Below are 14262 nucleotides of genomic sequence, written 5' to 3' on the forward strand. Positions count from 1 at the left end.
GCATAGGTTTGCGTACAAATACGCCATAAACACGGTGGGAAAACTAAATTAGATTAAGCTGTTTGGCTATCGTACTGAGTAATAATAAGCGGGTGAACACGGTTGTTTAATACGCGGATCACTTCAAACTGTAAGAGTGATAAATTATCGTCAAGCGCAAAAGTTTCACTTAAATTAATACAGACAGACGCATCAGGGCAATGCTCCACAATTAAAAACTCGCCAGTTTGAGATTCAGAGCTCAAGTTGATAACGGCTTCAGTGCTTGGGATAGTGCCCGTGTAGGGTTTAAAAAACCAACTTTTAGCTAAAACAGGTTTTAATTGAAACTTAACTGCAGTCGCATTAAGCGCTATTTGACATAACTGTGCCGGGTTCCATAAATTAAACTGCTCAAGGTAGTAATATACTTGCTCATAAAAAGCAGCGTCTTCTAGGCTAAAATAAGGATTTTTAAAGGTGCAATCTGTCAATTGCCTTAGTTTATAAGGGGTGCATAGCTGCATATCGTCATTTAAATCTAGCAATAAGCGGTTTTTTTTAGCACACGCAACCCACTGCCATTGCTTTGACGCTTGTAACATATGCTCCTCCCTTCCTAATGCTTTACGTATAAATAATACAATAAGCTTAGAGTATAGCTGCTTTTGACCATTATTAAAATGTCTTTTTAGAACATTTATCGAACGATCAAAAGCTTAGATAACTGATCCTTATAAGCTATTAATGATCGACTTAACCAATTGCGGTCCTTTGTATATAAAACCAGTATAAACTTGAACTAAATCAGCACCCGCATTAAATTTCTCTTGCGCAGATTGGGCATCATCTATGCCGCCAACACCTATAATAGGTAATTGATTATTAGTTAAACGTTTTAGCTGAGAAACCACATGAGTTGAGCGCTCTCTAACCGGCGCACCCGATAAACCCCCTGCTTCATCAGCATACTGCTGACCTTGTACTAGGCTACGCTCAAGGGTGGTATTAGTGGCAATTACCCCATCAATTTTATTCGTTAATAGTGATTCGCTCACTTGTTCAATTTGAACAGGATCAAGATCTGGCGCAATTTTAACCAGCATAGGAACATTTTTATTATGTTTGGCAATTAAATCCAGCTGCTCATTTTTCAAACTTTGTAATAAGTCATCTAATGCTGCGCCATATTGAAGATCACGTAACCCTGGGGTATTAGGAGATGAAATATTTACAGTGATATAAGATGCATGCTCAAACACCTTTCGCATACAGTGAATGTAATCATCTTTACCTTGCTCATTCGGTGTATCTTTATTTTTACCAATATTAATACCTAAAATACCATTATACTTTGCTGCTTTTACGTTATTAACTAGATTATCAACGCCTTTGTTATTAAAGCCCATGCGATTAATAATTGCATTTGATTGTGGCAATCTAAACATACGCGGCTTATCGTTACCTGCTTGTGGACGTGGTGTAACAGTGCCTACTTCAATAAAACCAAACCCCATCTGGGCAAAGGCATCAATGCATTCAGCATTTTTATCAAGACCCGCCGCAAGCCCCACCGGATTTTTAAATTCAAGCCCTAAAAAATTCACGGGTTTATTTGCTACACTTTGTGACCACGCAGCACTCAATGGCGTATGAGCAAAGCGACGTAAATTGTTAAGAGCAAAATCATGCGCCCACTCCGCATCACGGGTAAACATAAAACGGCGAGCTAAATCGTAAAACATGAATATAATCCTCTTAAATTTGTAGACAAAAAAATACCTCAGACAAGGCTGAGGTATTATATAACAAAAAACTGTTTAACGATTAACTTTAATCAATCATCGTTACTTTGCAGATGTGTCACAGTTATGACCTAGCAACATAAGTTCTCTCAGTGCAACTGAGAATTTTGCAAAATCATGGCTTTGCGATGTTTTAAACTCTGTTAGCATTTGCTTCCAGCGCTGTAACAATAAGTCTTGACTCTCCATCCATTGCTCAATTTGGCCATCTACATCACTGTTTTCACCTTCAAAGCTGTTTAACACCACTTCTGACAAGGTGCGTTGCTGCCAATCTAACTCTTCACGATATGACGCACGCGCTAATGCCTGCCAATGGTTAGAAACCGGTTGATTAGTGATTTGATCTAAGAACCAATGCAGCCCCATTTGCGCACCTAGTTTAAAGTAAGTGTGCGACACCATATCAATTTTGCGGTTAGCGTTTTGAGCAATTTGCGTTAAGTCCATCACCGAGAATAAGCTCGATAACGATACTACACGCTGTGCAATCTCAGTCGGTACACCACTTTGGATTAGTTCTTCACGGGCACTCTCAATACGGTCGCTTTCTGCTTTAACTATGTATTGAGTTAAGTTTTCACTTAAATCAGCAAATGTTGGTGCGAATATTTCAATTGATTGTTCAATTGTTTGCGCCTTATTGCGATGACGTAAGAACCAACGTGTTGCACGACGAACTGTACGACGAAGTTGATAAAGCATTTCCGTTTGTACATTCGAAGGTATCTTGTTATCTAAATCACTGATAGACAACCAGGTTTCGCGCATTTGGAAAATTTCACTCGCAATTGAATAACACAGTGCAATTTCTGCCTCATTTGCACCCGTTTCTTCATTCATGCGAACCATAAAGTTTAAGCCCATATCATTAACGATATTATTTGCTAACTTAGTGGCAATGATCTCTTTACGAAGTGGGTGATTATTCATCGCATCGTTAAATTTCTCACGCAGTGGAAGTGGGAATGATTTAACCAGTAACTGGCGATAATACGGATTTTCAGTGATCTCATCAGTCACTAATGACTCTTTGAGTACCATTTTCGCATAAGACACCAACACTGAAAGCTCAGGACGAGTTAGGTCTTTGCCCGCTGCAGCTCGCTCTGCTAGCTCTTCATCTGTAGGAATAAACTCAATAGCACGATCTAGCTTGCCCTCTTTTTCGAGCGCATGAATAAAACGAATTTTTTCCTTAAGCGTTGAAGTCCCCTTCGATTGGGTAATTGATAACGTATGTGTTTGACGATAACAGTCGTTAAGCACTAATTGTGCAACTTCATCGGTCATTGAATACAATAACTCATCACGTTGTTTACGTGTTAAATCGCCTTCGGCAACAAGGCCATTAAGTAAAATCTTAATGTTAACCTCGTTATCTGAACACGCAACACCGCCTACGTTATCGATAAAGTCAGTATTTACCCGACCGCCTTTAGCTGCAAATTCAATACGACCTAACTGGGTTGCCCCTAAGTTACCGCCTTCGCCAAAGACTTTAGCGCCAAGGTCTTTACCATTAATGCGCAGTGCATCGTTTGCACGATCGCCAACATCCGCATCGGTTTCTTTAGAATGTTTAATATAAGTACCAATACCGCCATTCCACAATAAATCAAACTCCATCATAAGTGAGGCTTTGATCAATTCATTAGGCGTCATGCTGGCTTTTTTAGTGCCCAACATTTTTTTCATTTCTGGGCTAAGCGTAATCGACTTGGCTGCACGAGAGAACACACCACCGCCGCTTGAAATTAACGCTTTGTTGTAATCTTCCCATGATGAACGTGGCAGATTAAATAAACGCTCGCGTTCTGGATAAGATTTAGCGGCATCAGGGTTTGGATCCACAAAAATATGTAAGTGGTTAAACGCCACTTGCAAACGAATGTGCTTTGATAACAACATACCATTACCAAATACATCACCGGCCATATCGCCAATAGCGACGGCAGTAAAATCTGTGGTTTGACAGTTAATATCCATTTCACGGAAATGACGTTTAACAGACTCCCATGCACCACGTGCTGTAATACCCATTTTCTTGTGGTCATAACCAACCGACCCACCGGATGCAAACGCATCACCGAGCCAAAAGTTGTATTCGTTAGCAATTCCGTTAGCGATATCAGAGAAGGTCGCAGTTCCCTTGTCCGCTGCAACCACTAGGTATGCATCGTCTTCATCATGACGAGTAACATCAATTGCAGGTACAACTTCGCCACGCTCAATATTATCTGTAATATCTAATAAACCACGAATGAAGATTTTATAACATTCTTGGCCTTCTTTGATAAACGCTTCACGCTCACTAGGTAGTTGTTTACATACAAAGCCACCTTTTGAACCAACCGGTACAATTACGGTATTTTTAACTTGCTGCGCTTTAACTAAGCCAAGCACTTCTGTACGGAAATCTTCACGACGGTCAGACCAGCGAAGACCACCACGGGCTACTTTACCAAAGCGTAAATGCACACCCTCAACGCGTGGCGAGTAGACAAAAATCTCAAATGCTGGCACCGGGAGCGGCACATCTGGGATAAGACTTGGCTGAATTTTAAGTGAAATATATGGCTTAAATTTACCTTCAGCATCTTTTTGGAAATAGTTAGTACGCAACGTTGCAACAATCATATCAACGTATAAACGGATAATACGATCGTCATCAAGGTTAGCGACGTTCTCTAATTCTGAGTATATTTCTGTGCCAAGCTTTTCCAGTGTTTTGGCACTGGCTGGTTTTTTAACAGAGAATTTTTTTGCAAATAAATTAACAATTTTTGCAGCAATATGCGGGTAATTAGCAAACGTGCTCTCAATATAAGTTTGTGAAAACGTCACCCCAATTTGACGCATGTATTTTGCGTATGCACGTAAAATTGAAGACTCACGGCCTGTTAAACCACCCATGAGCACTAAACGGTTAAAGCCATCATTTTCTAATCGATTAGCCCAAACGCTCGTAAGCGCAGCACGAAAACGAGCAGAAACTTTATCAAAATCAGCCATTTCTTTGCTATCAATCAGCATGGAGAAATCCATAATCCAATTAACGTGACCATCATTGGTTTTAACCGCATAGGGCGTTTCACCGATAACACGCAGGCCAAAGTTTTCAAGCATTGGCATCACATCTGATAAGTGAATTGGCTCATCTTTATGGAATAAGCTTAAACGAACAATGTTGCTGTTTGCTTCTTCTTGTGGGCGATAAAACAACATCTCTAGCTTATTGTCATCGCTTAGCATTTCAAGCTTTTCGATATCAACAACAGCGGCGCTTGGCAATACTTCTTCTTTATAAGAACGAGCAAACGCATTGCAATATTTACGATTTAACTCGTTACCACGCGCTTCCCCAGCAGATTCAAGTAAGGCTGATTGGAGTTTATCTTCCCAGGTACGAGCGGCTTCAATTAGGTTATTTTCTATGTCTTTCACATTATATTCAATATTGTTATCGGTCACACGAACGGTGTAATGAGTACGCGCTAGTGTTGACTCAGAGAAATAGGTAGTAAATTCGACTTTAACGTCAGAATTAAATGCATTTGCTAAAATAGCCTGCGTTTCGCGACGCAACGCCGTGTTATAACGTTCACGTGGTACATACACCATGCAAGATAGAAAACGACCGTATGCATCTTTACGTACAAATAAACGACACATGTCGCGTTCTTGTATTTGCAATACACCCATAGCCACTTCTAGTAGCTCATGCTCACGTGCTTGAACTAGTTCATCACGTGGGTAGGTTTCTAAAATATTTAACACCGCTTTGTATGCATGTGTGCCCTTAGCAAAGTCGCACATATCCATAATACGATTAATCTTGCTTTTAAGCACTGGCACATCTGCAGCACTGTTGTTGTAAAAGTTAGATGAGAATAACCCAATAAAACGGTCTTCACCTACCACATTCCCTTTGTCATCAAAACGCTTAACACCCACATAATCAATGTAAGCTGGACGATGGACACGAGACAGTGAATTTGTTTTAGTTAAAATTAATAAATTACTGCTACGCGCCTCTCTTTGAGCTACCTCAGGTAAATCAGAGAGCATACGCGTGTGTTCAGTGTCAGAGTTTTTCATCAACCCTAAACTCGTTTCCATGTTACCTTTTAACTGGTAGTCACCCTGAACTGGAGAAAGTTCATATTGTCGGTAACCCATTAAGGTAAAATTATCTTTGACCAGCCAATCTAAAAACTCAACCGTTTCTTTAAGCTCAGTAGTATTATTATGATTTTTAGGCAAATTCTTACTGACTGAGATAAGCTTTTCACGAATAGGTTGCCAGTCTTCAACGGCAACCGATACGTCAATTAATACCGATTCAAGTTCTTTTTTGAAAGACTCAATAACAGACGCATCTGTTTGACGGTCAATTTCGATAAAAAACACCGTTTTTGTTGATGTTGATTCTTGCTCTGTTTTTAAACTTGATAACCCAGATATTTTTTCGTTTTTATCGCGTTGAATTTTCAGTGGGCTATGTAGCAGTAAGTGAGAGGCTATATTTTTTCGCGTCATCGCCATACGTACAGAGTCAACTAAAAACGGCATATCTTTAGCTATGATCTCGACAATGGTATGTGATGACTGCCAGCCATCTTTTGCCACTTCAGGATTGAAAACGCGGATTACTGCGTCATCTGATGTATTTTTTTCTAGCGAATTCCAAAGGCTGAGTGCAGCACCGTATAAGTCACTATCGTTGCGATTTGCCAAATCCTCTTTAGACATATTGCTGTACAAGGCTTTGGCGAATTTCTCAACGAGTAACACATTATCAGCGCGAACTTTTTTCTGGATAAGCTTACAGACGTTATCTAAAATAACCGAGGCTTGGCCTTCATTTCGTGTCATTGTATGTTCCTTAATCTATCACTGCTAGTTTAGCAGAGTATTTGTACAGCCATTTATTAGCGTGGAGTCAGTTAAATTCTAACCCTTTTGAAACTAATAAACAGCCTTTTCGATGAAAACATTTTAAGCATTTCAGCTATTTGGTCATCTATTCACAAAATATAGATATAAATGGCCATTACTGGCCATTTTGGAGCAAATTTATTCACCTTATTTTTTCTGGTCAGTCCAGAGCAAACTACCAATTGCAGGTAAAAGTAACACGGCACCTAACATATTTACTAAAAACATAAAGGTAAGCAATATTCCCATATCGACTTGGAACTTCAAATCTGAAAAAATCCACGTACTAACACCAATCGCTAGCGTGATACCGGTAAATAATACCGCACTGCCACGCTCAACTAATGCATTACGATAAGCAATACTCAATGGCACGTTTTGTTTTAACTGCCCCATCATTGATGACAAAATATAAATACCGTAATCAACACCAATACCTACACCCAGAGCAATCACTGGTAACGTTGAAACAGTCAGACCAATCTCAAGCTGTACCATCAGTGCCTGTGCAAGGGTTGATACTATGTACAAGGGTAATACCACCGCAATTGTTGCTTTTACACTCTTAAAACTAAGTAAGCATAAAATAATAACCGCACCGTAAACGTACAACATCATAGGTATTTGCGCTGCTGAAACAGACTCATTCGTTGCAGCCATAACACCAACTGGCCCTGACGCTAATTTAAAGGCAAGTTTATCTGTGCCCTCTTCATCGGCAAATTGTTTTACTTTTGCAATTACGTTATCAATTGTTTGTGCTTTGTGATCGTCTAAAAATATAATCACCGGCATTACCGAACAATCACCGTTTAATAACCCTGTACTGGTTTCTACACGTGACGTTGATTGCACTAAACTGGCAGAATTGCGCGGCAAACTTTGCCACTTTAAATTGCCCTCGTTGTAACCGGCATTGACTGATTGAGCGACTGAGCTTAAGCTCACCGCTGATTGTACGCCCGCTAAGTTCTCGACCTTATATTGAAAACGCGATATTCGCTCCATTACATCATGCTCTGTACAGGCCGCAGGGTAGGCTTCAACAATTACTTTTAAAATATCAGACGAAATAGTGTATTTGTCCGATATTAAAAAGGTATCTTGGTTGTAACGTGCATCTTGGTGCAACGATGGCGCACCCGCGTGTAAATCACCAATACGCATTTTATCTGCTTGCCAATACCCTAATGCAAATAAAACAAGTGTGAACCCAATGATTATTTTTGCTGTTTTAGGATCCGTTGCCTTGACCAATATGTCTCTTATCGCATCCAATATATTAGGTTTTTGCACATTACCTGACTGAATATGAATTGTGTTTTCAAAGCGCATGTATGACGCCCAAACAGGTAACAATATTAAATTAGTAAAAATAATAACCGCAACACCTAAACTCGCAGTGATTGCTAGTTCACGAATAATACCAATATCAATAGTCAATAAAGTTAAAAAGCCAACCGTGTCAGATAACAGTGCAATCCCACCAGGGACGAGTAATACTCTAAAACTAGATTGGCAACATACACGTGTACTGTTACCTTCGGCTACTTTTTTGCCAATGGCATTGATCATTTGCACACCATGGCTAACACCAATGGCGAAGACTAAAAACGGCACTAAGATAGACATAGGATCAAGACCAAAGCCTAAACTTGAAAGCAAGCCTAATTGCCAAATAACCGCTATAAAAGAACATACTATAGGTAAAATAGTGAGTTTTAAACTACCGCAAAACAGCCAAACCATGACAAAAGTAAACGCAATAGCAATGGCAAAAAACAGGACCACCCCTTTTGCACCCTCGGCGATATCGCCAGCCATTTTTGCAAAACCAATAATATGAATGCTGATATTATCTGTGCTGAGAGGTTCACGTATTTCTGTTTCTAATTTTTTTGCAAAGGCAAGTGTGTCTAGTTTTTCTTGTGTTTGCGGATCAGTTTCTAGCAGTTGCGCTGTTACCATGGCACACGAATAATCGCTTGCTATCATGCGACCTACGACCTTAGCCTTTTCAATGTTTTCTTTTACAACGCCTAAACCTTGCTTGTCTGCTTTAAAATTCGCTGGAATAATAGGGCCACCTGCAAAGCCGTCTTCAACAACTTCAACAAAACGGGCACTGGGTGAGAAAATAGAATTAACTAAAGGACGATTTACCCCAGGAATAAAATAAAGCTGATCGTGCACGGCTTTTAATTGGGTAAAAAATTCAGGGTTAAAAATATCACCGCTGTCATCACATACCGAAATTAAAATACTATTTGCACCACCAAATTGCTTTTCGTGTTTAGTGTAAACCTTCATGTATTCATGATTGAGCGGAATATTTTTATTAAATGACGCATCAAGCTGAATCTGTGTTGCTTTAAAAATCAACACACAGGTAATTAGCACAAAACTAATCAGCACCACTGTGCGGTGCCTAAAAATCGCTTTTTCTAAGAAATCTAAAATTGCTTGCATTAAGGGGTCAACTCCTTCACTTTAATGCCATTTTCTGTCGCCATGATCAATTTATCTTTAACAATTACACCATCAAGTATTGCTTTACCATCCGCCAATTGCTCATAAGACAGCTCGTTATTTTTTAGATGAAAAATAACACCGCTATTAGCCAGTAATAGCCATTGTTTATTGTTGTAGTTTATGATGCTGTTAATAGTAGCGGTTTTATCATTTTCTAAATGCTGCCACTGCTGTGTATCGGTTTTATTAATAAAAATGTTACCCCGGAGCCCCGCGACGATTTGTTGCGATGGATCAGATGCAAATCCAAAAAACGATCCTGGGTAAATTTCATCTAAACGTTGCCATGTTTGGCCATCGTCATCACTTTTTGCCATTAAACCCATTTCACCGACTAACATTAAACCACTACTAGTGGTTTCTATACGATTAAAGTGAGGCAAAATAGAGGACGTTTCTATTTCATATCCTTGAGGATCCGTTTCTTTCAACTCGTTCAAATAATCTCTATCCTCACTAAATAACAGTGAATCTAAAAAACGTTTTTGCCAATGTTTGCCGCCATCACGGGTCTGATAAAACATGCCATAAGCACCTACGGCATAACCATGTACGTCATCTTTAAAATAGATATCTAAACAAGGTTTGTCTAAGCTTGGTTTGGCGTGTTGTAACTGCCAGTTTTTACCACCATCAGTGGTATTTATAATTGTGGCATCGTGTCCACATGCCCAGCCATTAGAGTCATTAGTAAATTCAACCGCCGTTAGTAATACTTGTGTAGGTACTGATTGCGCTTGTTGCCAATCGGTGCCATCTACACTTTTAATAACTGTACCGTGTTTACCCACAGCAATAAGACCTGCTGAGGTTTGTGTAATGTCGGTGAGGAGTGTTTTATCTGCATTAATCGCGCTAATCGCACTTTGAGGTGTGTCTTGTGCAAAACTCGCACCGCTTAGGATCAGGCTGGCATAGACCAAATACTTCATAAATTAAATTCGCCTTGAACTGAGGATTTGTTTGTCTGTAATAAAGAGGAAAACCTATGCGTTAATAGACAAACGCGATATGAAAGAAAAAGGCACCTAGGAAACTAGATGCCTATTTTTAAACTATCTACCAGCGCGACGTAAAGCGCTCGATGTAAATTCATTGTCATTAAATGACTGAGAAAAATCATACATCTTTTCTTGGTTATCTAAGCCAATAGCTAAATAACGACGAGAGTTAAGATCATGATATACCTCAAGCGTACTCCACTGCGTCGGTACTTCGTAGTAGTTAAGCCCATAAGCCATTGCTACACGATAAAGTTGATCACGGTTATCATAAATATCGGTAACATGGATTTGCCAGCTATCTTCATCGATATAAAATACACGTTTTTTATAAATATGGCGCGTGTCATCTTTTAAATTTGCTTCAACAACCCACACTCGATGTTTTTCATAACGTGTATGCTCAGGATTAATATGACCAGGCTTTAAAATATCATCATAGGTTAGCTTATCGCTGTGAAGCTTATAGCTATTGTACGGGATATAAAGCTCTTGCTTCCCTTTTAGGGTCCAGTTATAACGATTCGGCGAGCCGTTAAACATATCAAAGTCATCGGTGGTGCGCAGGCTGTCTGCTGCTGTACCTGGTGCATCATACGCTACATTTGGTGCACGACGAACACGACGCTGGCCAGAATTATATGTCCAAGCTTGGCGAGGAGTTAAAATTTGGTCCATGGTTTCATGAACCAATAACGCTGTACCGGCTAAACGAGCCGGCTCAGTGACCTGCTGTTTAAACTTAAACAAAATATTTGAATCTTGTAATTCAGCCGGTGTTGCGTTTGGATCTGAATATTTGACTAATAGCTGTTCATCAAAGCCAATGTAGTTATACGAACCCGATGCAGTAGGCGCTGCCTGACCGCCAAAACGCTCAATTGACTGACCACGATAGCGAAGTAAATGGTTCCAAATTGCCTCTAAACCGGTTTTAGGAATAGGAAATGGAATGCCAATAGCTGTATTCTTAATTCCGTTACCGCCTTCAACTAATTCTGCTGTAGTAGCAAATTTCTTTGTCGCATCATATACAAACTGTGGGTACGAAGCTGAACGACGGGTTTTATAAATCGGCATTTTAAACGTGTCTGGATACGCTTCAAATAATGCGATTTGCCCTGGACTTAAGTTGTCTTTGTACTTATCAATATTGCTTTTATCTATTGTAAACAATACTTCATCAGTTGCGTAAGGATCTAAGTGGTGCATGCCTGGCTCATAACCCGCTGGAGCTTGGGTGATACCGCCATTCCACGCAGGGATTGAGCCATCTGCATTGGCTGCTTTTTCTGCTCCAACGGGGCTTAAATCTTGACCTAAGCGCGCTGCCTCTTCTGGGCTAATTTTAGCCAGCGCAACGTGACTTGCGAACAAACTACAAAACGCTGTAGCAATGAGGGTAGGTTTTTTAATCATAATAATATTACCCCTAAATAGAATATTTTAAGTTAAAAGAAATATAGTCTCGGTCAGAGAAAGTGTTGATATCACCACCACCCCAAAATGAGTTGTAGCTAACATCAAATGACCATGCATTTTGGTAATTAAAGCTCATGGTAGCACCTAGCGATTTACGGTCTTCAATAAATAAGAACATTGGATCAGGCGTATTACCATTGACATCATGTGAGAACACAAAACGTGGTGAAAAGTTAACACCATCGTAAATATTGTAATAGTCGCCTTTAGCGATTAGGCGATAACCCCAAGAAGAGGTTGTTGCAAACGATTTTTGCTCAGGGCCATTCGACAGTGCCATATGCAACGCTGAGTAATCAGAACTACCTGGGCCTGTCATAATACCACTTCGACCAGTACCAGAAACATTTAAGCGCATTTCATCGTATTCAGGCATATTATTAATGCGCACACCGCCTATTTCACCGACAACCGCCCAGCTATCAGCACCGAGTGAAGGGCCAAATAAATGCGTTGCTGTAAATTGTAACTGTGAAGTATTACGTTCAATGTAACCTTGGGCTAATTCACCAGGACCAACAACACTTGCAGCATCACCTTTACTCATTTGCGAAATACCCGCAAATTCAGGGCGCAAACCAGCGATTGCTAATTGCTCAGGCATGGCGGCGTAAAGTAACTCTACGTCATCAATTTGCAGCGGCTCGTCTTCACGAAACGTGAACTCACCGGCAAATGCGGTTTCACCAAGCGAAGTATTAAAACTCAAACCATATAGTTTGATATCTTCAGGGTATTCATTAGTTGCTTTAGCAAATGCTTTTAAATCGGATACGTTATCAGAGGTAATTTCAGTAGTAGCAATCATGGCTAAATCTTGTTGTAATGATGCTTGCGTGAAATTAGATACGCGACCCGAAATAAGTGGACGACGACTATGGTAATTTACATGGTAAAGTGCCACTTCTGTATCGTTCCACTGGGGTAAAAACATACCTAAGCGCAGACCATATTGACCGCCATCATCAGGCTCTGTTTTTCCATCATAGCCTTTACCTTTAAGGGCAACCTTAGTTGGGTACGCTAAGTACATATTGGCAAGTAACTCTTGACCTGCTGCACTTGAAGGGTCAATACCTTGGCTCGCAGCCACTTGGCCATAAGTTGCCATCAGGTTATTCAAGTTATCTGTTAAAAACGCTAAGTCAATATCAGGGTTTGAGGTAAAACCAAGCTGTACATTTTGTTGATAACCGTTTTCAGCCGCAAAATCATTGGTAGAAAAATAAGTCCCTGCTGCAGGTAAACGTGTTTCATGCCATTGGTATTGATAAAAGCCCTCTAAGGTCATGTTTTCTGTAAGCCCTAATGAGGCCCACAACATACCAACCGGAATAAATGCTTCTTTGAGTTCAGCACCAGGGGCTTTTAATCGGTCAATATCAACCGGGTTTACGTTAATACCATGAGAGATTAATGTACTTTCCCCCCAGTTAACCACTTGTTGGCCAAGGCGAATTGAGAGTGGATTTTTACCGTCGTTTAAATCAAAGTTTGCCCATATGTAGGCATCAAGTAAACGAAGGTCGGCACAGCTTTGCTCTTTTGTATCATCATCGTCACACGGATCTACACCCTGACCAGATGTTGGATTAACGTAAGCACGATCGCCGTCCATTAATTCAAAATCATAAAAGTACATAAAGCGAGTAAATAAGCCGTAGTTATCTTTACTTATTGATAGGTCATGCGTTCCTTTCAAAAGCTTAGAAAAAGTTTCGCCGCTATTAAAGTTTAAATCACCTGCATCACCGTTATTCGAGTATGAACCCGGTTGTGACCAGACATCTTGAGAAGAGTAAATTGGATTGGTTGCTGGGTTATAACCTGTCCAATCAAATGATGGGTTATTACTTTTACCAATGAGGTTAAAGTCACGGTCTTCAACCCGAATACTTTGCCCGTATGAAAAAGTAGAGTCGAAGGTAATGTCAAAACCACCGGCCTCAAATGTTGCAGCCTGTGTTTGTGCTGCAGATAACCCCATAGCCGCAGCTGTTAAGCCGAGTACTATTTTATTTTTAACAAAAAGCGATCTTCTTATCATTTTGGTTCCCCCCTGTCGCGGGTATTTTTTGTGTGATCAAGTTATTGTTTTTAGTGTAATCGTAACGATAGAAGCGAATTAAACAAATTACAAATGGTCGCCTTCAATCAGTTATAAGTTTTTTATTTGTTTAACGTTTACGTATTGGTAAGACGTCATACCAGATAATTTATACACGTAAATTAACAATAGAACAAATCGAAATTAACAAAAAGGCAATATTTGTGTATACCTATATCATAAAAAACAACAGCTAGGCTACTCGTTCGAGACGGATGAACTTGTTTTCATTACTTAAAATAAGTCTAAATCGACCTCGGATCCCTAAACTCGAAATAAAAGGTCGAAGATAATGAGCGGAAAAACGAATTGTTTTACCGCTATCAGCTGTAACTTGGATTGAGCTATACCGCCCATGGTAATAATCCATGCACTTTGTATAGCTCAAATTTATATAAAAATAATGTTCTATCAT

General features: G+C 39.9%; 8 protein-coding genes. All 8 read right to left on the reverse strand.

The genetic code is table 11. The annotated features are described in order from the left end of the window. Nucleotides 1-53: 53 nt before the first annotated feature. Entirely contained in the window at nt 54-584 is a 531-nt protein-coding gene (locus tag KG708_RS04240) for a cell division protein ZapC (RefSeq protein ID WP_213608244.1), read from the reverse strand. A 129-nt stretch (nt 585-713) separates the two neighbouring features. Continuing rightward, entirely contained in the window at nt 714-1724 is a 1011-nt protein-coding gene (pyrD, locus tag KG708_RS04245) for a quinone-dependent dihydroorotate dehydrogenase (protein WP_213608245.1), read from the reverse strand. A gap of 102 nt (nt 1725-1826) precedes the next feature. Further along, nucleotides 1827-6662: an NAD-glutamate dehydrogenase gene (locus KG708_RS04250; RefSeq protein WP_213608246.1), complete on the reverse strand. Its 4836-nt coding sequence runs from the start codon at nt 6660-6662 to the stop codon at nt 1827-1829. 210 nt (nt 6663-6872) lie between these two features. Next, nucleotides 6873-9194 carry an MMPL family transporter gene (locus tag KG708_RS04255; protein ID WP_213608247.1) on the reverse strand — a complete coding sequence of 774 codons (2322 nt, stop codon included), beginning with the start codon at nt 9192-9194 and terminating at the stop codon, nt 6873-6875. Then, entirely contained in the window at nt 9194-10189 is a 996-nt protein-coding gene (locus KG708_RS04260; protein ID WP_213608248.1) for a YCF48-related protein, read from the reverse strand. Before KG708_RS04260 ends, KG708_RS04255 begins: the two co-directional genes overlap by 1 nt. Nucleotides 10190-10312: 123 nt before the next feature. Then, nucleotides 10313-11677, reverse strand: a complete 1365-nt coding sequence (locus tag KG708_RS04265; protein WP_213608249.1) for a DUF1329 domain-containing protein — start codon at nt 11675-11677, stop codon at nt 10313-10315. A 13-nt stretch (nt 11678-11690) separates the two neighbouring features. Then, nucleotides 11691-13787: a DUF1302 domain-containing protein gene (locus KG708_RS04270; protein ID WP_213608250.1), complete on the reverse strand. Its 2097-nt coding sequence runs from the start codon at nt 13785-13787 to the stop codon at nt 11691-11693. Between the two features lie 253 nt (nt 13788-14040). After that, nucleotides 14041-14262, reverse strand: a complete 222-nt coding sequence (locus KG708_RS04275) for a DUF2835 family protein (protein ID WP_213608251.1) — start codon at nt 14260-14262, stop codon at nt 14041-14043.

Source organism: Pseudoalteromonas sp., assembly GCF_018402495.1.
GTDB lineage: Bacteria > Pseudomonadota > Gammaproteobacteria > Enterobacterales > Alteromonadaceae > Pseudoalteromonas.